This window comes from Adlercreutzia mucosicola DSM 19490 (assembly GCF_000422625.1).
GTDB lineage: Bacteria > Actinomycetota > Coriobacteriia > Coriobacteriales > Eggerthellaceae > Adlercreutzia > Adlercreutzia mucosicola.
In genome coordinates, this window is the sequence record NZ_KE383895.1 from 127,546 (window position 1) to 147,033 (window position 19,488).

Consider the following 19,488-nt stretch of genomic DNA (forward strand, 5'->3'; position numbering starts at 1 on the left):
CCTTCGCTCTGATATACTTTCTTCAGCTATTCCCCGTCCAGAAAGGTGAAGGTGCACAATGGCATCTATCGATCCTGCCTCCTGTCGCGTTGCGCTGCTCGCTGGCGGTACCAGCGGTGAGCGCGAGATTTCCTTGGCTTCGGGAAAGGGAGCCGGTGAAGCTCTGCGTACGGCAGGTTTCATCGTGGACGAGTATGACCCCGCCTCGAAAGAAGATCTGAAGGCTCTGATTGATGGTGACTACAACGTTGCCTTTCTGTGTCTGCACGGTAAGGGTGGCGAAGATGGTTGCTTGCAGGGATTCTTGGAGACTATTGGCCTTCCCTACACTGGACCGGGGGTGTGGGCCAGCGCCACGGCTATGAACAAGGCGAAGTCGAAGCTATTCTATGAGCGCGCGGGTATTCCCACGGCTCCGTTCCTGTATTTGCAACAGGGGGATGCCTACGACGGTGCGGAAATCGCCGCAATGATGGATGGCTGCTGTGTCGTGAAGCCCGCGACTGAGGGTAGTGCTCTCGGCATCTACATTGTCGAAGGTCCGGAGGCTGTCGCCGACGCTATCGAGCAAGTGTTCAAGATCGACAGTCTGGTGATTGTCGAGAAGTTCATCGAGGGTATGGAAATTACCGTGGCGGTGCTGGGCAACGAGGATGCCTTTGCCCTTCCGATTATCGAGATCGTTCCGCGCGGCGAGTTCTACGACTTCGATTCGAAGTACGCTCCTGGCGGCTCGCAGCATATTTGCCCTGCACGTTTGGATGAGGAATTGTCGGCGTCGATTCGGGATCTCGCGGTTCAGGCCCATAAGGCGCTGGAGTGCACAGGTGTCTCGCGATCTGATTTTATTCTCGACAAGAATCAGGTGGCGTGGATCTTGGAAACAAACACGATTCCCGGCATGACGGCCACTTCGCTCTTGCCCGATGCCGCCCGCGCGGGAGGCATCGACTTCCCCGAGTTGTGCACCCGCCTCATCGGCTATGCCCTAGAAAAAAGATAAAGAAAAAACGGCCCGCAGGCCGTTTTTTCTTACCAAGAGGGAAGTCGGGAAGGGGTTCATGCGGCTCTTAGAACACCCCGCAGGACTTCAGGCCGAAGATGATGGCCGCCACAACCGCCAGTAGGAAGGCCCAGCTGAGCAGATAGCAGCCCTTATTGCCCTTCCGGCTTTCCTCCACGAGGCGCTCTGTGATGGAACGATGGGTCTTCACGAGCGCGGTGCCCTTCTTTTTAGCGGGATAGGGCACTGTGTCGGTGGGCAGCCAGCTGCCCTGGGACCGAATGATCTGATCGACTCCCTTCGTCTCCAAGTTCACGCGCGGTCGTCGGCCTTTAGCCATTTCCTTGGACAGACCCACAATGAAGGGCTCCATGGCGTCGCGGTAGGCAGGGCCGTAGGCAATAACGGCCACCTCGCCCCAGTAATAGCCCGGTTCCGGATGATCGGTGAAGGCGACAAAGGATAGCAAAGCGGTCAGTCCCATGCCCTGGGCCTTCAGGATGCTCAGCGAGCGCGAATAAGCTGGCTCGAAGAAACCGATGCGCTTCTGGAAGCGGTTGACGAGCCATGCCTTCTGAATACCGTCCTCGATGGTGCATTCAATGGTGTAGCGATCGCCGATGAGATTGTCAGCACCGATGAGGTCGGCCGCCTCCTTACGGGACACGGTCTGAAATGTTTGATATGTACCGATATACCGTTCCATGGTTCTTCTCTCCGCTCTGGCTGATACAATACTGCGAGTTATCAATCTGACACCATACCCGAGCTCGTCCGATCATGGAACTCTCGCCGCGACGAGGTTCCTTTTTTTCGGTATAGGGAGCTCTCCCGGAGATAGGGAAAACGCATGGCACGCAGCACCGCGCCCGTTCAGGGACAATTGAAGAATTTCATCACCGATGGTACCCCGCAGGATGTGATCGAGCGTTATGAGTCGCTGCCCGTTCGCGCCGCTGCGGGGCATTTCGGCCCCTTTGATGGAAACGTTGTGGTTCTGGACACCGAGACCACGGGCTTCTCGCTGAATCACGACGAGCTGACTCAGATCGCCGCCGCTCGCATGGAGGGCGGCGAGATCGTTGACTGGTACATCACCTTCGTGAACCCGGGGAAACCCATCCCTGAGGATGTGGCGCATCTGACTGATATCCATGACAGCGATGTGGCCAACGCCCCGCTGCCCGCCGAGGCCCTGGCGGGGTTGGTGGAATTTGTCAGGGACGCGATTATCGTAGCCCACAACGCTGGCTTCGATCGCAACTTCACCACGAAGCATCCTGCGGGATACCCGCTGCTGGAGAATACCTGGGTCGATTCCCTCGATCTCTCGCGCATCGCCCTGCCACGCATGAAGTCCCATCGCCTGATCGATCTGGTGAAGGCCTTCGGCGCGCCGCTTTCCACCCATCGAGCCGACGAGGACGTAGCCGCCACTTGCGCGCTGTTCCGCATCCTGCTGGCCGCAGTGGAGGCTATGCCCCCTATGCTGATTCGCGAGATCGCCGGCATGGCCGAAGAGGCCCAATGGCCGACGGTGACGGTATTCAAATACTTCGCCGATACGCTGCAGGAGGAACGGCCGCTGCCCTTCTCGCTGCGCTCCCTGCGCCGCGACCGTGTGGGAAAGATAGATATGCGCGCGAAGGTGGATGCGGACGACATCGCCGCCGACCCCGCGCGCAGCATGGTGTTTCCCACGGCAGAGACGGTACGCACGGCCTTCACGGCCGAGGGAGCAGTCGGCTCGCTGTACGACGATTACGAACAGCGCCAGGAGCAGTGCGCTATGGCCGAGGCGGTGCGCAGCGCCTTCGCCCGCTCCCGGAATCTGGTGGTAGAAGCGGGCACTGGCGTGGGAAAGTCCATGGCCTACTTGCTGCCCGCTGCTCTGACGGCGCGCGACAATCAGATCAACATCGGCGTGGCCACCAAGACGAATGCCCTGCTCGATCAGCTGGTGTACCATGAGCTGCCGGCCCTGGCCGAAACGCTCGGCGGCGGTCTTACCTACGCCTCACTGAAGGGATTCTCCCATTACCCCTGCCTTCATCGTATCGAGCGCGTGACGGTGGACGGCCCGCGCATGCGCACGGTGAGCAAGGAGGAACATCACCAGGCCCCGGCCCTAGCGGCCCTGCTCTCATTCATCGAGCAGACGGAGTACGATGATATCGATAACTTGAAGATCGACTATCGCGTGCTGCCCCGTTGGGCTATCACGACGACGAGCCATGACTGCCTGCGCCGCAAGTGTCCCTTTTTCGGTACGTCCTGCTTCGTGCACGGCGCCCGCCGCCGCGCGGAGGCGTCGAATATTGTGGTGACCAACCACAGCTTGCTGTTCTGCGACTTGGCCGCCGATGGGGGACTGCTGCCGCCTATCCGCTACTGGGTGGTGGACGAGGCCCACGGAGCCGAAAACGAGGCCCGCCGCGCTTTCTCGTTGGAGCTGGCCGAGGAGGATATCCTCTCTCTGGCCCATCGCGTGTCGTCGGACGAGGCCCGCCGCAACGTGTTTCTGCGCGCCGAGCGCACCGTGATCGCTCCCGCCAACGACTCGGCGGCGACGCTGTTCTACAGCCTGACCACCAAGGCGCGCCATGCCGGAGCGAACTTCGCCTCGGCGGCGGAGGAATTCTGCGGCCACATGAAAGATCTGCTCTACTACGACACGAATAAGCGCTCGAAGGGCTATGAGAACGTCGATCTGTGGCTGAACGACGAGATCCGCGCCGGCTCTATCTTCCGCACCCTGGCCGAACACGGCAAGGCCATGGCCGAGTCGGCCGAGAAGATGGTGACCGCCAGCCAGGAGTTGGTGGGCTATCTGGAAGACGTGGACGGCGCCGCCGTAGTGCAGCGCGAGATCGCCGCTGTCGCCATGGAGCTGAAGGAGATCATCCAAGCTGTGGATGTGATCTGCGTGCAATGCCCAGAGCAGTACGTGTATGCTGCCAGTCTGAGCCGCAAGAACGACCGTCCGCGCAACAAGATGGAGGCCCTGCTGCTGAACGTGGGCCTGACCATGAACGAGACCCTGTTCGCCAACACTCATTCGGTGGTGTTCGCGTCGGCCACGCTGTCGGTCGATGGCTCGTTCAAGGGCTTCGAGGCCGCGCTCGGCCTGGGTACAAGCGAGTTTTCCCAAGCGGACGAGCTGATGCTAGCCTCCAGCTACAACTTCGATGAACATATGACCGTGTATGTAGTGAACGACATGCCCGAGCCCAACGAGGCCTCGTATCTTGACGCGCTGCAGCGCCTGCTGGTAGAGAGCCATCGCGCCCAGCGGGGCTCGATGCTGACGCTGTTCACGAATCGCCGCGAGATGGAGCGCTGTTTCGAGGAGGTGCAGCCGGCTCTGAAACAGGACGATCTGCGCCTGGTATGCCAGAAATGGGGGGTGTCGGTGAAGGGCCTGCGCGACGACTTTCTCGCTGATGAGCACCTGTCGCTCTTCGCCCTGAAGAGCTTCTGGGAGGGATTCGATGCACCGGGAGCCACGCTGAAGGGCGTTATCATCCCGAAATTGCCCTTCGCCAAGCCGACCGATCCTCTGTCCTGCGAGCGTGCCGCCCGCGACGACGCAGCCTGGCGCCGCTATGTGCTGCCCGCGGCCGTGCTGGAGACCAAGCAGGCCGCCGGGCGCCTTATCCGCAAGGCCGACGACCGCGGGGTGCTCATCCTGGCCGACAAGCGCTTGATGACCAAGAGCTACGGGAAGACATTCTTGCGCTCGCTGCCGAGTCAGAATATCCGCTTCTGCTCCATCGACGAGATCACCGCCGAGCTTGCCGGCCGGGATTGCTAGGGAGTCGGGACGCGCCCTATGGCCCGGAAGAAGATCAATCACGCCCTGCATATCAAGAGCCATACGCAAGGATCGTCCAACGAGATTTCCTTCAGCGTGCTGGATGCGGCCCGTGAGGCACGGGATGCCGCCGAGCGCGGGGGCAGCCGTGGTGCAGAGGCCGGCGGGGTATCGCTGTTTACGTTGGGCCGCGGCAAGAAACCCCGGCCAACGCCGGAAAAGGAGCAGCACATCGTCCTGCCCGAGGGCACGCCGCGCCTTCCCGCTCGGGCCACCAGTGCCCCCCGCTCCGCCGCGGTGGTGCCCCGCGATCGCACCCCCTTGCGCTATATCCCCTTTGTCGTGGGCATTTGCGTGGTGATCGCCCTGGCTCTCACGATCGGTCAGACGTTCTTCCAGATGCGCAGCTACCAAAGTGATCTGCGCGGCGGACTGAGCGCCCAGATCACCCAGATCAATCGGGCTGATGAGGTACTCATTCCCTTTGACACCCTGGTAATGAGCCAGTATGACACCGCCCACTTCACCAAAACCACAGCCAATCAAGATGTTTCGATGCTCGACCAGCTGACCGAGACCTATCGCGGTCTGGTGGGCGACATCGCTCCAGTATACAGCGAGCTGAAAGAGGCAATTGGGGAAGTCGAAGCTGTTCAGCCATCCCTTTCTGACAACAGCGATAAAGAAGCTGCCCACCAGGCCCTGGTGGCGGCCCAGTCGCGCTTGAGCATGCTCGATACCGGCGTCGCCATTGTGGACGAGGCCCTTATGGCCACCGAGGCCTACGAGGCGGCACGCCAGGGGTGGAACGACATCATTGCCGCCGATGCCGCCGTTCGCGAGGCTACGGCGCTGTTGCAGGATATGACCGAGGATAACGTGCACGCTTCTATCGACAAGACCAACACGGCGTTGACCCTGTTGAACCGTGCCGCCGGCTCGTTCTCCATGGCCCAGGATTCTTATCCTGGCCTCGATCTGGGCGTTTTCGACCAATACGTGGCGAAGCGCATTGAATCCCAGCAGGCGGCGCTTTCCGCCGACCAGGCCTATTTGGATCGGAACAAGGAGCTGCTGTCCCAAGAAAACGAGCGTTACAACGCCCTGGAGCAGGAGGCGGCCGACTTGGCTCAAGGCCTGGGCGACGATCCTGATGTCGTCGTTGTGTCCTTCTACCATGCCGCTATCGCTGAAGATGTGGAATTTTACGAGGCCGAACGCCTGAAAGCTGGCAATGCTGATACGTTTCTCCGTAATTATTTGGGGAGCGACGCGCAATAGCGTATACTAGCAATACTTGTGTCAAATCGACCTCTCTGAACGAGGAAAGGCAGCCGACATGGCCGAACTAACCGAACATGTTGCATACCTGTCTCAAGAAATCGGCCCGCGCCCCGCAGGAACCGAAGAAGAGCAGCGCGCGGCCCTCTATATTAGCGAGACGCTTTCATCGACGACGGGGCTTCCGACGACGATGGAAGATTTCCAGTGCAATCCCGACAGCACGCTGCCTCGGTCCCTCTGCGCCGGTGTGGCCGTGGTGGCCACGCTGGTGGCGACGATCTTCTCGGTGGTGACCGTTCCCGCCATGGTGATCGCCCTGCTGTGCGCGGCCCTTATGGCCGCCGAGATTTTCGGCAAGCCGGTGCTGTCCCGCTTTTTGAATCGCGGCGTCAGTCAGAACGTGGTGGCCCAGTATGTGCCGATGAAGTCGGCGAACCGCGCCGGCCGCCGTCGCAAGGTGATTCTGGTCGCCAACTACGACAGCGGCAAGGTGCGCCGCGACTTGAACAGCGCGACCATCTCGGTGCTGCCCGCGCTGTACTGGGTCGAGTTCGCCCTGCTGGTGCTGATGCCTGTGGTACTGCTCGTGCGCATGATCATGGCCCCCCAGGACACGGCGCTGATCGCGTTCAATGTGGTATTGGGCATTATGATGGTCGTTGCCGCGCTGCCGGTGATCGCGTTTGTCGTTGAGAAGGTGTCGGCCTATAACGAGGGCGCGAACTGCAACGCGTCGGGTGTGGCCGTGATGATGGAGGTGGCCGCCCGCGTAGCTGCTGCCCGCGACCTTCCCGATATGGACGAGGGATTCATCCACGGTGAGGAGGCTGCCCGCAGTGCGGGATTGGTGCCCGAAGGGACCGAGTTGGTATACGACGCACCCATCGGGGGCGACCTGGACGCCTCTATGGAATCGGCGTCTCAGCGCTTGGCGGCGGCGAAGGCCGCGGTAGCCGCGCTGTCGGGTAAGCCGGCTGGCGAACATGCTGTGGTTGAGGAAGTGTCTTCGGCCGCTTCCCCCGCAGAGGGAACGGCTCCCGCGACGGTGGCGGCTGATGCCGTGGCCGCTACCGGCGAGACGGCTTCGGCGGCGGTCAGCGCCGGCTTGGCGGCTCTGGAAGCGGAGGAGCCAGTGGAGGCTCCCTTTATTCCCGCGCCCGCCGAGCCCTCTGTGCCCGACTGGTTCAAAAAGGGACAGGAGCAGGCTAAAAAGCCTGCGGTCGAGAAGCCCGTCCAGCGTTCTCGCTATGCTGCGGCCCTGGCTACGGCGGAAGAGGAGATTGCCGCCCGCGAAGAGGCCCAGAAGACTGCGGCCGAAAAGCTGAGTGAGCGCGTGCGCACCATGCGCGCTTCGGTTCAGGCGGCTTCCGAGGCGGCGGGCGCCATGCCCACGGGGGTCATCCCCGACGCGGCGGTTCAGGCTGCCTCCCAGAGCGCTGCCCTGGAGCCGGTGGCCCGAGCGACTGGCGAGGTGGCCGCTGCCGAGGAGCTGCCAGCACCGGTGTCGACGCCGCCGGTGACAGAAGTTCCTGCTCCCATTGCTGCTTCCGCAGCCGCTGTTCCCACCGCGGTTCCCGCAGTCGATGCGGTCCCCGGCGGTCCCTCCCCGATCATCGAGCCGCCGACGGCCGTTCCCCGCGCTGCGGTGCCCGTGCCCACCGATGACCCTAATGTGAGTTTGCGCGAAGGCCAGCGTCCCCTGACGGGGTCCGCGGGAGCCGCCCCTGCGGGGCTGGGCCATATTCCGGATCCGTTGGATGGGCAGCAGGCCCAGCGGCCCGCTGGCCGCCGTTTGGTGGTGCCCGAGGTGGAGGCCGCCCCGGCGGCTGCGGTCCCGGCAGCTTCTGCCGCTGCCGCGACGACTGGCCGTCCCACGCCTCGCAAGCGCCGGGCTATTTCCCTTCCCGATATCGGTGTTTCCCAGGAATTGCCGCGTATTTCCATGGACGATCACTTGCAGGCCGCTCCTCTGTCCGAGGAACGCCCCGCCCACGATGGCCGTGTGCGAGACTTAAGCGCCGTGGTGCCGTCGGTGGCCGCTGCCCCGGCGATTACCCCGGATGTGGCAGCGCCTTCGGCCGAGTCGGCCCTGCGCAGCGCCCTGCCCTCGCTGGCGGGCGTGCCCGCCCAGGGCGACCCGGGTCTGTCGGGCAGCATCAGCCTGGCCGGGTCGTTCTCTTCTATAGGCGCGACCGGTGCCGCGGCTCCCATCGGCGATGAGCTGCTGGATGCCTCCGCGCCTGGCGAGATGTATATCGAAGACGTGGACGATTCCGCCTATGTTGAGCAGGTGACCGAGACGGGCGCCATTGCCGGCCCCGGCTATGTGGAGATGCCGAAGAGCCGCTTTGGTCGCCTCTTCGGCAAACTGCGCTCGAAGGGCTACGAGGACGAGGGCACCCCCCAGCAGTGGCTGAACGTGGAGGATGATTTCGAGGCCCAGGAAGTGGGCGCGGCCCGCGGCGGTTGGGAGAGCTTCCGCGAGGATGACTCCTACGAGGAGATGGGCCAGACGACGGCCTTTACCCCGGATTACTTCGATGAGGCCTTTGACGAGCAAGAGCCTCCTCGCCGCCCCGGCTCCCGCCACGGGCGCCCTTTCGAGGGTGGTTCCTTCTCGCGTGATGTAGAGGAGGAGCCTTTCGAAGACGACGGCTTCAGCGAGGAACGACCGGCCGTACGCAGCGCTTTCGCCGACGGTCTGCCCGCCGATTTCGTCTTCGAGGACGATCAGGCCACTCAGCGCATCGAGGCCTTCCACAGCCAGCGCGTGGATATCGAGGTGTGGTTTGTGGCCCTGGGCGCCGAATTGGCCGGCAACGGCGGTATGAAGGCGTTTATGGAGACTCATGCCGCCGAGCTGAAGGGCTCCATCATCGTGGATGTACAGGCCCTGGGCTCCGGTGAGCTGACGCTGATAGAGAAAGAGGGCACCTATCTGCCCAAAAAGGCGTCGAGCCGCATGAAGCGTCTGGTGAAGAAAGCCGGCCAAGCCGTGGGTCTGTCGGTGCCGTCGGTCACTATGACGTGGATGGACAGCTCGTCTGCCTATGCGCTGAAGCATGGTCAGCAGGCGCTGCACCTGGTGGGTATGGACGGCAAGAAGCCTTCGTTCTTCGGCCAGGCTGACGATGTGGTTGAGAATATCGACAGTGATCAGCTGTCGTTGAACGCCGAATTCGTTATGGAATTGCTGAAGCAGATTTAACTGCGATGGGCGATTCGCCGGGCATTCGGCCGCAAGGTTGGAATGCCATGGTAGAATAGCTCCTCACATCCGCCCCCGTAGCTCAGCGGATAGAGCGTCGGTTTCCTAAACCGTGCGTCGGAGGTTCGAGTCCTCTCGGGGGCGCCAGGTCAATCAGCGGGCCCAGGAACATCCCTGGGTCCGTTTTTTTTTATCGGGTGAAGGAATGGCTGCCGCAAGGATGGGCGCGCGGGATGTTCTCCGTAGGGGCGGGCTTTAGCCTGCCCGTCAGGGATGAGAGGCCGCCCTCCTTCCCTCCCCAAACCACGGTTCCCCGACGGCGGTCCGACGTCTCTCGCCCGCTTTCGCGACGGTGCGGACCCGACCCCGCTGCGACTTCGGGGCGGTTCCTGTACGGCTTCTCTACGGTGGTTCTCGCGACCATTTGACGGTTCGGACCTGATAACATGCCCTTGCACGCGGCAATGTGTGGTTACCGTGAGGGAGAAAACTCGCCAAGGGTCATCGGAGCGGCTTTGTTAAAATAGACAGGCTATTCCTGCTCCGGTGTGTGCCTTCACCAGCCCGGAGCCGTAAAGTCCAAAGGAGGTGAGCTGATGAAGGCTTATGAACTGCTGTTTATTGTTGCTCCTACGATTGACGACGAGACTCGCGCTGGCGTGATGAAGCGCATCGAGACTACTCTCGCCGAGAGCGCCGGCGTTGTTGATAACGTCGACAACTGGGGCAAGCGCAAACTCGCTTATGAGATCAATGGTCTGTCCGATGGCGACTACACTCTCATCGATTTCCACGCTGATCCGCAGAGCATCGCCGAGCTCGATCGTGTGCTGCGCATTAACGATGCCGTGATGCGTCACATGATTGTGGCCCGCACCGACCGCGACTAGTAGGAAATCGAGCAGCTTTCAGGCTGCTCAGTGTGAGAAGAGGTAGAAATGAGCATCAACCGTGTGATCATCAGCGGCAACCTGACCCGCGATCCCGAACTGCGCCAGACCCAGTCCGGCATGGCCGTGCTGAGCTTCGGCGTGGCGGTGAACGACCGTCGCAAGAACCCCTCCACCGGTGAGTGGGAGGATTACCCGAACTTTGTGGACTGCACGATGTTCGGCGCCCGCGCCAACAGCCTGGCCAACTACCTGTCGAAGGGCACCAAGGTGTCTATCGAGGGCAAGTTGCGTTGGAGCCAGTGGGAGCGCGACGGCCAGAAGCGGAGCAAGCTGGAGGTCATCGTTGATGAGCTCGAGTTCATGTCGAGCCGCAACAGCAACGGCGGTGCTCCGTCCTATGGCGGCGACCCTTACGGTGGTCAGAGCTACAGTGCTCCGGCGCCCGCATACAGTGCGCCGGCCCCTGCACCCGCTCCGGCTCCGGCGGCTCCCGTCATTGACGCTTCCTCTTCCGTGTACGATGACGACATTCCGTTCTAAGCGAAACGAAAGAGGTTAAAATGGCCGATTACGCTAAGCAGCCTCGTCGTAAGTATTGCCAGTTCTGCAAAGACGACGTGGAGTATGTTGACTACAAAGATACTCAAATGCTGCGCAAGTATGTTACCGATCGTGGCAAGATTAAGCCGCGTCGCGTGACCGGTGCCTGCACCCAGCACCAGCGCGACATCGCGGAGGCCGTGAAGCGCGCCCGCGTGATGGCTCTCATGCCGTATGCTGTTCCTGCCGTGAGCGGCCGTGGCGATCGCCGCAACCGCTAAGAAGGAGGAACCATGAAAGTTATTCTTCTGAAGGAACTTCAGGGCAAGGGCGGCGAAGGCGACGTCATCGACGTGGCCCGCGGCTTTGCCAACAACTTCCTGCTTACCCAGGGGTACGCTGTGCGCGCCACCAAGGGCAATCTGAAGCAGTTGGAAGAGCGCAAGAAGAACATCGCCAAGCGCGAGGAAGTGCGCATCGCTGACGCGACTGCTCTGGCCGAGAAGCTGAACGCCGCCACCGTGCGCGTGGACGCTCAGGTTGGCGAAGAGGGCGTGCTCTTCGGCTCGGTGACTGCCCCCATGGTGGCCGAGGCCATCGAGCAGCAGCTGGACATTCAGATCGACCGTCGCCGCGTCGAGCTGGGCAAGCCCATCAAGATGGTCGGCACCTACGAGGTGCCGGTGTCCCTCTACCGCGATATCAAAGGCACGGTTACCGTGGTCGTTGGCGGCGGGGATCAGATGGACGAGGAGTCTGCCGAGACCGTCGAGGCTTTCGACGAGGCTCTGGAGATTGCCGAGTCCCCCGCTGACGAGACCGTCGAGATTGACGGCCAGATCAGCGAGGACGGCACCGTTGAGGCTGAGGTGACCGAGATCGAGGAGTAAACCTCCCCTTCTCATCATCCTTTGAAGGCCCCTCTGCAAGAGGGGCCTTATTTGTTTCCCGTGAAACAACGGCGATAAGCGATACAATGGAACGATACTGAAACGAGCACTGTTTGCGCCGAGCGAAGGACGCTTTTCATGCCCCAGCAACCCTATCAACCCGCTGAATCTGCCCCCGCCGCGGGCCTTGCTCCCCGGGCTCAGCTGCCTCAGGACATCGAAGCCGAGCAATCGGTTCTCGCCGCGTGCATCCTCAGCAGCGAGGTAGCCGAAGAGTTGGTCATGAAGCTGACCCCTGATAACTTCTATCGACCGGCCCACAAGATCATCTTCAGCGTGATCCACAATTTGGTAGAGCGGCGCATCCCTGTCGATCCCATCTCGCTGGCCGACACGCTGAAGGCTCAGGGACAGTTGGAGGCCGTGGGCGGTCACGCCTACCTGGTGGATCTCGCCGACAATTCATTCTCGCTGACGAGTTGGGACCGCCACAGCGACATCGTGAAGCGTCAGGCGATCCTGCGGGATTTGGTGTATGCCGCAACGCAGATCAACGCCTTGGCCTACGATGCTCCCGATGATGTGAATGAAGTGGTGGAGCAGGCTGAGAAGGCCCTGTTCGGCGTCACGGAAAAACGCATTAGTACCGAGTTCCGCCCTATGAACGAGCTGGTGGCCGAGGCCTATGAGCAGATCTCGAAGCTTGCCACCCAGAAGGACCATATGGCCGGCGTGCCCACGGGCTTCAAAGACGCCGACAACTTGTTCCACGGTCTGCGCGGCGGCGACCTGGTGATTCTGGCTGCCCGCCCCGGCGTGGGTAAGACCTCCTTCGCGCTGAACCTGGCCACCAACGCCGCTAAGGCCGGCGTGTCGGTGGCCTTCTTCTCCATGGAGATGCCCGCCGAGCAGCTGGTGCAGCGTATCCTCTGCTCGGAAGCCCGTGTGTCGCTATCGAAGCTGCGCAGTGGGTATATCGCCGAAGGCGACTGGGGTGCCTTGGCCGAGACATCGGGCCAGCTGTCCCAGATGAAGATATACATCGACGACTCGCCGGCCCTTACGGTGCTGGAGGCCCGCGCCAAGGCCCGCCGCCAGCTGCGCCATGTGACGGGCGAGGAGCAGGGCCTGATCATCGTCGACTATCTGCAGCTGATGCAGTCCCCCTCGTCGCGCCGCAGCGACAGCCGCCAGGTGGAGGTCGCTGAAATCTCCCGAGGTCTGAAGGTGCTGGCCAAGGAAATGAACATGCCGGTCATTGCCCTGTCCCAGCTATCTCGAAGCGTCGAGCAGCGCGGCGATAAGCGCCCCATGCTGTCCGACCTGCGCGAATCGGGCTCCATCGAGCAGGACGCCGACATCGTTATGTTCATCGATCGTTCCACGAGCGAGGTGGAGGCCGAAAGCGAGAACCGTCCCGATATGGGCATGGCCCAGCTGATCGTGGCCAAGCACCGCAACGGCTCGCTTGCCGACATCGACCTGGTCTTCAACGCCGAGTTCACCAAGTTCACCGACTACTACGATGATTCCCGCGTCGGGGGGTTCTAAAACCTGGTGACCGAATCGCTGACATTCATCCATGCCGCCGATATCCATATCGGAGCGCCCTTCCGCGGGCTGCGTGCCCTTTCCGAGGAATGGGGGCGCCGCCTGGCCGAGGCGATTCCCCAGGCTTGGGACCGCGTGGTGGATGCCGCGATCGACCGCAACGTCGATTTCGTGGTGGTGGCCGGCGATATCTTCGACAGCGTCCGTGCCTCCTACCGTGACTACAGCCGTTTTTTCCAGGGTCTGTGGCGCCTTGATGAGCAGGGTATTCCTTCTTATCTGTGCACGGGCAATCACGACCCGCTCAGTCTGTGGCAGCAGGATTTCTTCGCTCTGCCGCCGAGCGCGACGATGCTGGCGGCGGATCGTCCCGATTTCGCGCTGTACGAGCGCGACGGTCGGCCGATGGCCATGATCGGCGGCCGAGGCTACCCCAACAAGGTGTGGTCTCCGAGCGAATCCATCGCTGCGGGGCTTACCCGTGCCGACGGCTTGCGGTTCCTCGGGAAGGAGGCGCAGGCGGCGCCCTTTGCCGTGGGCGTGCTGCACACGGGACTGAATCTCGATCCGGTAAAGGCCCCCACCGACCCCCGCGCTCTGCGCCGCGCCGGCTTCGATTACTGGGCCCTCGGCCACATTCACCGGCGCACCATCGACAACGAGGACGACCCGCGTGTGGTGTTCTCGGGATGCATCCAAGGGCGCGACGTCCGCGAAACCGGTCCGCGCGGCGTGTACGAGGTGAAACTGATAGAGGGCCGCGCCCCGCAGCTGACGTTCATCCCCACTGCCACGGTGGTGTGGGAGCGCCTGGAGGTGGACGTTTCCGCCTGCTCGAGCATCCCCGATCTAATCTCTCAGGTGATGCGCGAGTCGTTTGCGGCGAACGGTAACGACTTTTGCGAGATGATGGTCACGCGCATCACGCTGACGGGTGCGACGGCACTGCACGACGTGCTGGCGCGTGCCGGCGTGCTGGAAGAGGTGCGCGCGGCCCTGAACGAGGCGTACTCGGAGTTCTACTGCGATGCGCTGGTCGATCGCACGCGGCTCCCCTTGGACGAGGCCGCCCTGCGCAGCGAGGGTCTCTTTCCTGCGGTGTTCCTGCGCGCCGCTGATGCCGTGCGCGAGAATCCCGCGCGGGAGATCGATTACATTCAGGAAGAATTCCTCGCCCGCAACCTGCCCATGCTCTCGTCGCTTTCCGAGAAACAGGTGCGCTGCTTGGCCGACGAGGCCACCGATTTAGTGTTGGACCTGCTGGTACAAGGGGATGGTGACTGATGGCCGAGCAACGCAGCCACCCCTACCTTCAGTATCTGCGCATCGAGCATTTCGGGCGGTTCACCGATCATACGGTGGGCCCCTTCGGACCTCATCTGAATATCGTCCTCGGCGGCAATGAGGCGGGCAAGACTACCCTGGCCTCGTTCGTGGGCGGCGTGTTGTTCGGTTGGGAAGATGCCCGCGGCAATCGCAACACCTACAAACCTGTCGGCGCCGATCGGGCGGGAAGTCTGTTCTTCGCGGTTCCCGAAGCTCTGGAAGAGAAGTCGAGCACCGCTGATGCCGACCTCGCGGCACGGGGCGATGGCACGGGGGCCCCGCCCGAGACCTTCGTGCTGTTTCGCGGGCGCAACGCCGATGGGCTCCAGGGCGACGTCGAGTTGGCAGCTGACATCGACCGCGACACGTTCCGCACGATGTTCTCGCTGAACAGCGATGAGCTGCGCGGCTTGCGCAACACCACCGACACCACGGCCAAGCTGCTCACCGCTGGCGCGGGCACCGGCTCGTCGCCGGCCCACGCCCTGGCCCATGTGAACGAGCGGTTGGCGGCCTTCACCTCGCGCGCTGCCTCGGCCGAACAGTCGATTCCGCGCCTGGCCGCTCTCAAGAACGAGCTGCGCCATGCTCAGCAAGAGGCCTCCGACCAGGCCGATCAGTGGCGCGCCCAAGACCGCGAGCTGCACGAGCTGGAGCCGGAGCGCGAGGCCATGGCCCAGCGGGTCGACGAGAGCAATCGTTTCATCGAGAATCTGACGGCGGCGAAGAGCGCTCTGGAGGCCTTGAACGCCGAGCAAGAAAAGCTCCAGGAAGAGATCGATACCGCCCGCGCCGCCGAGGCCGATGCCCGCAATCACGCCCGCAATCGTCAGGCTCGGGTACCGCGTCCCCTGGCTCAGATCACCGCGGCGGAAGACCGGGCTCTGCGCGACCGCCTGGACGCCCTCGGCGCCCGCGAGGCGCGCCAGGCTCACAGTGTGGAGGTGGCCCGTGCCAACTATGCCTCATCCACGGCGGTGTACGAGGCGCTGCTGGAAACCGACAACGCCGCCAGCGACCGCCGCCGGGCCCGTTCGAAGCGCTCGATGCAAACGGCCTTCCTCGTCGTCGTGCCCACGGTACTGTTCCTTCTGGGCGTGCCACTTTTCATCATGGGGCGCGATCGCGGTTCGCTCAGCTATATGGCCATCGGCGCGGCCCTGTCGGTGTTCGCGGGCCTGCTGGCCCTGGGAGGGTTCGTCACGCTGTTCCGTCCCGACAAGGAGGGCACCGCTCGCAAGCAGCGCTTCGACGACGCACACTGGGTCATGGTGCAAGACAAGAAGAAGTTGGAAGCCTGTCAGGGTGCCGAAGCCGATTTGGCGCGCGAGGTAGAGGCCGAACTGGTCGAGGTGGGCTTGGGCGCAGCGGCGGGATCTTTGCGCCAAGCTCGAATGCTGTTGGATGAAGCCCAGGAGGTGCGGACCGCCGTGGCCTTGGACGACCAGCGCCAGCAAGCCGCCGCGGCGCGGGCAGTTCGGGCCGAGCAGCGCCTGCGGGAGATCGCCGCCGAGAAAGCAGTTCTGCTTGAGCGCGTCGGTCTGGAGGTTGACAGCGATCTGGCTGCCATCGACGAGGAGCTGGAGCACCGGGCGCGCCAGCGCACGGGGCTGCTGGAAACTTTCGAGTCTATGAACCGTCGCTCGGGCGAGCTGGCCTCGGCTCTGGCTCAGGCCCGATGCGAGCAGGATTACGATCGCTGCAAGCTGGAGACTCAGCAGGTGTCCACGCGACTCGACGAGGCCAAAACCGATTTCGCGCGCCTGCTGCTGGCTAAGCGCATGCTGGAAGCGGCCATCGCCACCTGGGAATCGAAGCGTCAGCCCGAGGTGTACGCCAAGGCGAGCCGCCTGCTGGCGCTGATGACCGAAGGCCGCTGGACCGAGGTGGCGCTCACTGCCGAGGGCACCTTGGAAGTGGTGGACGCCGTGAAGTGCCGCCGTGCTCCGGTGCACCTGTCACTGGGTACCTGCCAGCAGCTGTATCTGGCCCTGCGCATCGCGTTGCTCACCAGCGCCGACAACGTGGGTCGGGCCATTCCCATTCTGGCCGACGACATTCTCGTGAACTTCGACGAGCGGCGCCGCGCCGGAGCCGCCCGCGCCCTGGTGGAGCTGGCCGAGACCCGCCAGGTCATCCTGTTCACCTGCCACGAAGACGTGGCCCGCGCCCTGAAGAAAGCCGCCAAGCAACAAGGCCGTCCCGCCGCTTTGATCGATCTGTAAAGACTCCAGTGTTCCGTCAACCTGGCTGCGTGGCTGAATAGCGGTCTTTGGCCATTGCCTCCTTCACGGGCTGGTATACTATTGCCCTTGCGAGACGCACCTTCTCGAGGGCGTTTTTTCATCCAGACGAAAGGACACAGCATGCCCAGCACAGTGCTCGTCGGCGCCCAGTGGGGCGACGAAGGCAAGGGTAAGATCACCGACCTCATCGCGAGTGACTACGATTACGTCGTACGCTTCCAGGGCGGCAACAACGCCGGTCACACCGTTGTTCACGGCGATAAGAAGCTGGCGCTGCACCTCATGCCCTCTGGTGTCATGTACGAGAATGCCGTACCGGTCATCGGCAACGGCGTGGTGGTAGACCCGGGTGTGCTGGTGAAGGAAATGGCCATGCTGGAGGCTGAGGGCATCTCCTGCAAGAACCTGCGCATCTCCAACGACGCCCACCTCATCATGCCCTACCACAAGGATCTGGACGGAGCCGACGAGAAGAGCCTCGGCGAGAAGAAGATCGGCACCACCAAGCGCGGCATCGGTCCCTGCTATCAGGACAAGATGGGCCGCAAGGGCATCCGCATGCAGGACTTGCTGGACGAGAAGATCTTTCGCCTGAAGCTCGCGGCGGTGCTGGCCCAGAAGAATCCCATTCTGGAAAAGATCTACGGGCTGCATACCTATACCGTCGAGGAAATCTGCGACGAGTACCTGCCCTATGCCCGCATTCTCGCCCCCTTCGTGTGCGAGTCGGCCCATATGCTGAACACGGCCCTGGCCGAGGGCAAGTCCATCCTCTTCGAGGGGGCCCAGGGTACCCTGCTCGACATTGACCATGGCACCTATCCCTTCGTCACCTCGTCTTCCTGCTGCGCTGGCGGCGCGGCCACGGGCACCGGCGTGGGACCTGCGGCCATCGACCGGGTACTCGGCATCCAGAAGGCCTATGTCACCCGCGTGGGCGAGGGCCCCTTCCCTACGGAGCTGAAGTTTCCCGAGAACGGCGGGGTGGGCCAGGATGCTGAAGACGGCGAGCTGCTGTGCGCCGCCGGCCACGAGTTCGGCGTGACTACGGGCCGTAAGCGTCGCTGCGGCTGGTTCGACGCCGTCATCGGCCGCTATGCCGCCGAGGTGAACGGGCTTACGGATGTGGCCCTCACCAAGCTGGACGTGCTGTCGGCCTTCGACACCATTAAGGTGTGCGTGGCCTACGAGTGCGGCGGCGAACGCTACGACTACTTCCCCATGCAGCAGTCGGTACTGCATCACGCGAAGCCCATCTATGTGGAGCTGCCCGGCTGGAAGGACATCGACATCACGGGCTGTAAGACCTACGAGGAGCTGCCTGAGAACACGCGCAAGTACATTGAGTACCTGGAAGAGGTCACCGGCGTGCCCATGAGCATCATCTCCGTGGGCCCCGATCGCGATCAGACCATCATGCGGAATTGGTAGGAGAGGACCAACATGAACATCCTGGTTTTGGGTTCGGGCGGCCGTGAGCATGCCATTGCGTGGGCGCTGCGCAAGTCGCCGAAGACCGACGTGCTGTACGTGGCCCCGGGCAACGGCGGCACGGCCGACATCGCCGAGAACGTGGATATCGACATCGCCGACAGCGAGGCCCTGCTGAGTTTTGTGGCCGAGCGCAAGATCGGTCTGGTAGTCATTGGTCCGGAGGCCCCCTTGGTGGACGGCGTGGCCGACGTGCTGCGCGCCGCCGGCGTGCCGGTGTTCGGCCCCAATGCCGATGGTGCCCAGTTGGAAGGTTCCAAGGCCTATTCCAAAGAGTTCATGATGGCTCATGATATCCCCACGGCTGCCTACGGCCGCTTCGACGATGAGGCCGCGGCTCTGGCCTACGTGCGCGAGCAGGGTGCCCCCATCGTCATCAAGGCCGACGGTCTGGCCGCTGGCAAGGGCGTGGTGGTAGCGGAAACCCTGGAAGACGCCGAGAATGCCGTGCGCGCCTGCTTCGAGGGTGCCTTCGGCGCGGCCGGCTCCACGGTGGTCATCGAGGAGTGCATGACCGGTCCCGAATGCTCCCTGCTCTGTTTCGTCACCGCTGGCAAGTCCTTCCCCATGGCCCCAGCCCAGGACCACAAGCGCGCCTACGACGGCGATGTGGGCCCCAACACCGGAGGCATGGGCGTGTACTCGCCGGTGCCCATCGTAACCGATGAGGAAATGGCCGCCATGGTGGCCATCATGGAGGATGCCGCTGCTGCTACGGCCGGCGAGCCTTTCACCGCCGACTACCGCGGTACGCTGTATGGCGGCTTCATGCTGACCCCCGCCGGCCCCAAGATCGTGGAGTTCAACGTGCGCTTCGGCGACCCGGAGACCCAGGTGGTTCTGCCGCGCTTGGAAAGCGACCTGGTGGACGTGATGCTGGCCGTGGCCGAGGGCCGCGCCGAGGACATCCAGCTGGACTGGTCCGACGATTGGGCCGTTTCGGTGGTTCTCGCAAGCGAGGGCTATCCCGGCTCCTACGAGAAGGGGAAGGTCGTTCTCGGCATCGAGGAGGCCGAGGATCTGGATGGCGTGACCGTGTTCCACGCCGGCACCCGCCGCAACTTCGACGGCGAGCTGGTCACCAACGGCGGCCGCGTGCTGAACGTGGTGGCTACGGGCGACACCTTCGAAGAGGCCCGCGAGCGCGCCTACGAGGCCTGCGACCTCATCAACTTCGAGGGCAAGCAGTTCCGCCACGACATCGGCAAGAAGGCCCTGCAAGGCCGCTCGGCCTGGGAGTAG

At 62.9% G+C, this 19,488-nt stretch carries 14 protein-coding genes and 1 tRNA gene; 14 read left to right on the plus strand and 1 reads right to left on the minus strand.

Annotated features, from left to right (window positions below; translation table 11 throughout):
• Positions 1–58 precede the first annotated feature (58 nt).
• Entirely contained in the window at positions 59–1,003 is a 945-nt protein-coding gene (locus G503_RS0111545; protein WP_028027687.1) for a D-alanine--D-alanine ligase family protein, read from the plus strand.
• Between the two features lie 67 nt (positions 1,004–1,070).
• Here G503_RS0111545 and G503_RS0111550 read toward each other — a convergent pair whose 3' ends face one another.
• Positions 1,071–1,709: a hypothetical protein gene (locus G503_RS0111550; RefSeq protein WP_028027688.1), complete on the minus strand. Its 639-nt coding sequence runs from the start codon at positions 1,707–1,709 to the stop codon at positions 1,071–1,073.
• 144 nt (positions 1,710–1,853) lie between these two features.
• Between G503_RS0111550 and G503_RS0111555 the strand changes: the two genes are divergently transcribed.
• From G503_RS0111555 to purD, 13 genes are all read left to right on the plus strand, one after another.
• Positions 1,854–4,817: a helicase C-terminal domain-containing protein gene (locus G503_RS0111555; protein ID WP_028027689.1), complete on the plus strand. Its 2,964-nt coding sequence runs from the start codon at positions 1,854–1,856 to the stop codon at positions 4,815–4,817.
• An 18-nt stretch (positions 4,818–4,835) separates the two neighbouring features.
• Positions 4,836–6,098 (plus strand): hypothetical protein, encoded by a 1,263-nt coding sequence (locus tag G503_RS0111560; protein ID WP_028027690.1) that lies wholly within the window; start codon positions 4,836–4,838, stop codon positions 6,096–6,098.
• 58 nt (positions 6,099–6,156) lie between these two features.
• Positions 6,157–9,309 (plus strand): hypothetical protein, encoded by a 3,153-nt coding sequence (locus tag G503_RS0111565; protein ID WP_028027691.1) that lies wholly within the window; start codon positions 6,157–6,159, stop codon positions 9,307–9,309.
• 71 nt (positions 9,310–9,380) lie between these two features.
• Positions 9,381–9,456, plus strand: a tRNA-Arg gene (locus G503_RS0111570).
• Between the two features lie 449 nt (positions 9,457–9,905).
• A complete protein-coding gene (rpsF, locus tag G503_RS0111575) occupies positions 9,906–10,199 on the plus strand; it encodes a 30S ribosomal protein S6 (RefSeq protein ID WP_028027692.1) in 294 nt (97 codons plus the stop codon).
• A 48-nt stretch (positions 10,200–10,247) separates the two neighbouring features.
• A complete protein-coding gene (locus tag G503_RS0111580) occupies positions 10,248–10,742 on the plus strand; it encodes a single-stranded DNA-binding protein (RefSeq protein WP_028027693.1) in 495 nt (164 codons plus the stop codon).
• A gap of 20 nt (positions 10,743–10,762) precedes the next feature.
• Positions 10,763–11,023: a 30S ribosomal protein S18 gene (gene rpsR, locus G503_RS0111585; RefSeq protein WP_016310128.1), complete on the plus strand. Its 261-nt coding sequence runs from the start codon at positions 10,763–10,765 to the stop codon at positions 11,021–11,023.
• A gap of 12 nt (positions 11,024–11,035) precedes the next feature.
• The gene (rplI, locus tag G503_RS0111590; protein WP_028027694.1) at positions 11,036–11,632 is read left to right on the plus strand and encodes a 50S ribosomal protein L9; all 597 of its coding nucleotides are present in this window, start codon (positions 11,036–11,038) and stop codon (positions 11,630–11,632) included.
• 138 nt (positions 11,633–11,770) lie between these two features.
• Positions 11,771–13,183, plus strand: coding sequence for a replicative DNA helicase (gene dnaB / locus G503_RS0111595; protein ID WP_028027695.1), 1,413 nt, complete (start codon positions 11,771–11,773; stop codon positions 13,181–13,183).
• A gap of 6 nt (positions 13,184–13,189) precedes the next feature.
• A complete protein-coding gene (locus G503_RS0111600; RefSeq protein WP_028027696.1) occupies positions 13,190–14,467 on the plus strand; it encodes a metallophosphoesterase family protein in 1,278 nt (425 codons plus the stop codon).
• Entirely contained in the window at positions 14,467–16,734 is a 2,268-nt protein-coding gene (locus G503_RS15045) for an ATP-binding protein (RefSeq protein WP_051191206.1), read from the plus strand. Before G503_RS0111600 ends, G503_RS15045 begins: the two co-directional genes overlap by 1 nt.
• 141 nt (positions 16,735–16,875) lie before the next feature.
• Positions 16,876–18,186 carry an adenylosuccinate synthase gene (locus tag G503_RS0111610; RefSeq protein ID WP_028027697.1) on the plus strand — a complete coding sequence of 437 codons (1,311 nt, stop codon included), beginning with the start codon at positions 16,876–16,878 and terminating at the stop codon, positions 18,184–18,186.
• Positions 18,187–18,198: 12 nt separating this feature from the next.
• Positions 18,199–19,488 (plus strand): phosphoribosylamine--glycine ligase, encoded by a 1,290-nt coding sequence (gene purD / locus G503_RS0111615; RefSeq protein WP_028027698.1) that lies wholly within the window; start codon positions 18,199–18,201, stop codon positions 19,486–19,488.

Coding starts and splice junctions, on each gene's coding strand:
- G503_RS0111545 (WP_028027687.1), top strand. CDS start 59: ATGGCATCTATCGATCCTGCCTCCTGTCGCGTTGCGCTGCTCGCTGGC.
- G503_RS0111550 (WP_028027688.1), bottom strand. CDS start 1,709: ATGGAACGGTATATCGGTACATATCAAACATTTCAGACCGTGTCCCGT.
- G503_RS0111555 (WP_028027689.1), top strand. CDS start 1,854: ATGGCACGCAGCACCGCGCCCGTTCAGGGACAATTGAAGAATTTCATC.
- G503_RS0111560 (WP_028027690.1), top strand. CDS start 4,836: ATGGCCCGGAAGAAGATCAATCACGCCCTGCATATCAAGAGCCATACG.
- G503_RS0111565 (WP_028027691.1), top strand. CDS start 6,157: ATGGCCGAACTAACCGAACATGTTGCATACCTGTCTCAAGAAATCGGC.
- rpsF (WP_028027692.1), top strand. CDS start 9,906: ATGAAGGCTTATGAACTGCTGTTTATTGTTGCTCCTACGATTGACGAC.
- G503_RS0111580 (WP_028027693.1), top strand. CDS start 10,248: ATGAGCATCAACCGTGTGATCATCAGCGGCAACCTGACCCGCGATCCC.
- rpsR (WP_016310128.1), top strand. CDS start 10,763: ATGGCCGATTACGCTAAGCAGCCTCGTCGTAAGTATTGCCAGTTCTGC.
- rplI (WP_028027694.1), top strand. CDS start 11,036: ATGAAAGTTATTCTTCTGAAGGAACTTCAGGGCAAGGGCGGCGAAGGC.
- dnaB (WP_028027695.1), top strand. CDS start 11,771: ATGCCCCAGCAACCCTATCAACCCGCTGAATCTGCCCCCGCCGCGGGC.
- G503_RS15045 (WP_051191206.1), top strand. CDS start 14,467: ATGGCCGAGCAACGCAGCCACCCCTACCTTCAGTATCTGCGCATCGAG.
- G503_RS0111610 (WP_028027697.1), top strand. CDS start 16,876: ATGCCCAGCACAGTGCTCGTCGGCGCCCAGTGGGGCGACGAAGGCAAG.
- purD (WP_028027698.1), top strand. CDS start 18,199: ATGAACATCCTGGTTTTGGGTTCGGGCGGCCGTGAGCATGCCATTGCG.